General features: G+C 74.3%; 1 protein-coding gene. It reads right to left on the reverse strand.

All coding sequences use genetic code 11. The features are described from left to right. Positions 1-1,162 (reverse strand): tRNA (N6-isopentenyl adenosine(37)-C2)-methylthiotransferase MiaB (miaB, locus tag B8460_RS17350; RefSeq protein ID WP_148360676.1); only part of this gene is annotated, 1,162 nt, incomplete at its 3' end. Positions 1,163-1,399: the final 237 nt, after the last annotated feature.

The following is a 1,399-nucleotide window of genomic DNA, read 5'->3' on the forward strand; positions in this document are numbered from 1 at the left end:
CGGCGGGCACCTGCGGCAGGTCGGCGGCCGGCGTGCCGGGGCGGGGCGAGTATTTGAAGCTGTAGGCCTGCGCGAAGCCGACCTCGCGCACCAGCGACAGCGTCTGCTCGAAATCCGCGTCCGTCTCGCCCGGATGGCCGACGATGAAGTCCGACGACAGCGCGATGTCCGGCCGCGCCGCCCGCAGCCGCGCGGCGATGCGCCGATACGTGTCGACGCCGTGGCGCCGGTTCATCGCGGCCAGGATACGGTCCGAGCCCGACTGCACCGGCAGGTGCAGGAACGGCAGCAGCGCCGGCACCGCGCCATGGGCGTCGATCAGCGCGTCGTCCATGTCGCGCGGGTGCGAGGTCGTGTAGCGCAGCCGGGCCAGACCCGGGATCTCCGCCAGCGCGTGGATCAGCCGGGCCAGGGTCCAGGTCGCGCCGTCCGGCCCCGCGCCGTGCCAGGCATTCACGTTCTGTCCGAGGAGGGCGATCTCCCGCGCGCCCGCCGCCACCAGCCCCCGCGCCTCGTCCAGCACGGCGGCGGCGGGGCGGCTGCTCTCGGCGCCGCGCGTATAGGGCACGACGCAGAAGCTGCAGAACTTGTCGCACCCCTCCTGGATCGTCAGGAAGGCGGTGACGCCGCGCCCCTGCGTCGCCGCCGCGCGCGCGGGCGGCAGATGGTCGAACTTGTCCTCGGCCGGAAAGTCGATGTCGATCACGCCCGCCCCGTCGCGCGCGGCGCGGGCGATCAGGTCCGGCAGGCGGTGATAGGTCTGCGGGCCGAGCACCACGTCGACGAACGGCGCGCGGGCACGCAACGCCTCCCCCTCCGCCTGCGCGACGCAGCCGGCGACGGCGAGGACCATCCGCCCGCCCGCCGCCTCCCGCGCCTGCTTGAGGACGCGCAGCCGGCCGAGTTCGGAAAACACCTTCTCGGCGGCGCGGTCGCGGATGTGGCAGGTATTGAGCACGACGACGTCCGCGCCCTCGGGCACGTCGGCGGGAGCGTAGCCGGCATCGGCCAGCACGTCCTCCATCCGCCCGGAGTCGTAGACGTTCATCTGGCAGCCCCAGGTGATCACATGGGCGCGCGGGGTCCCGCCGGCCGGCGCGGCGCCGCCCGTGACCGGTTCGCCGGATACATGCCCGTCCAATGTGGTCGCCTGCCCGCTCATCCGCGCCTCTCCGCCCTCGCCGGGCGGCAAGCACCCGCCCGGAGCGCGGGAGCAATCGTCGCTGCGTGCGGCAGGGTCAAGGCCAGGGGGGGAAAACCGTCGTCACGGGCCGGGGCGAACCTCCTGTGGCTGCCAGTCTGACAGACACCGGCCGCCGCCTGTCAAATGCCGCGTGCCGCGCGGTCGCTTCGCCCGTCATGTCAGGCGAGCGCCGCGCCGGCATCCGGGACCGGCCGG

This window comes from Acidisphaera rubrifaciens HS-AP3, assembly GCF_000964365.1.
Classification (GTDB): domain Bacteria; phylum Pseudomonadota; class Alphaproteobacteria; order Acetobacterales; family Acetobacteraceae; genus Acidisphaera; species Acidisphaera rubrifaciens.